Source organism: Paenibacillus sp. Y280 (genome assembly GCF_056786335.1).
In genome coordinates this window covers 1-929 of the sequence record NZ_JBXCIW010000063.1, presented here as the reverse complement: position 1 = coordinate 929, position 929 = coordinate 1, and the positions used below count along the sequence as shown (strand labels likewise).

General features: G+C 53.7%; 1 rRNA gene. It reads right to left on the bottom strand.

The window, feature by feature from the left end:
* Window positions 1–929: ribosomal RNA gene (locus AC1TPC_RS26835) — 23S ribosomal RNA — on the bottom strand; the annotation flags it as partial.

The window sequence follows — 929 nt, the reverse complement described above, 5'->3', positions numbered from 1 at the left end:
ACATGTCATAGCTTCGGTGGTGTGTTTAGCCCCGTTACATTTTCGGCGCAGAGTCACTCGACCAGTGAGCTATTACGCACTCTTTAAATGGTGGCTGCTTCTAAGCCAACATCCTGGTTGTCTTTGCAACTCCACATCCTTTCCCACTTAACACACACTTGGGGACCTTAGCTGATGATCTGGGCTGTTTCCCTCTTGACAATGGATCTTAGCACTCACTGTCTGACTCCCGAGTAGCACGTCTATGGCATTCGGAGTTTGACTGGACTTGGTAACCCTTGGCGGGCCCCGCACCCAATCAGTGCTCTACCTCCACGACGCTCATTCCTCGAGGCTAGCCCTAAAGCTATTTCGGGGAGAACCAGCTATCTCCGAGTTCGATTGGAATTTCTCCGCTACCCCCACCTCATCCCCGCACTTTTCAACGTGCGTGGGTTCGGGCCTCCAGTGCGTGTTACCGCACCTTCACCCTGGACAGGGGTAGATCACACGGTTTCGGGTCTACGACCACGTACTTATTCGCCCTATTCAGACTCGCTTTCGCTACGGCTCCGTCTTCCCGACTTAACCTTGCACGTGATCGTAACTCGCCGGTTCATTCTACAAAAGGCACGCCATCACCCATTTAACGGGCTCTGACTTTTTGTAAGCGCACGGTTTCAGGTTCTTTTTCACTCCGCTTCCGCGGTGCTTTTCACCTTTCCCTCACGGTACTGCTTCACTATCGGTCACCAGGGAGTATTTAGCCTTGGCAGATGGTCCTGCCGGATTCCGACGGGGTTTCTCGTGTCCCGCCGTACTCAGGATCCGTCTCGGAGAGTGCTTGCTTTCGGTTACAGGGCTTTTACCTGCTCTGGCGGGCCTTTCCAGACCTCTTCGCCTACCAAACACCTTTGTAACTCCATGTGAGACGTCCTACAACCCCTGCG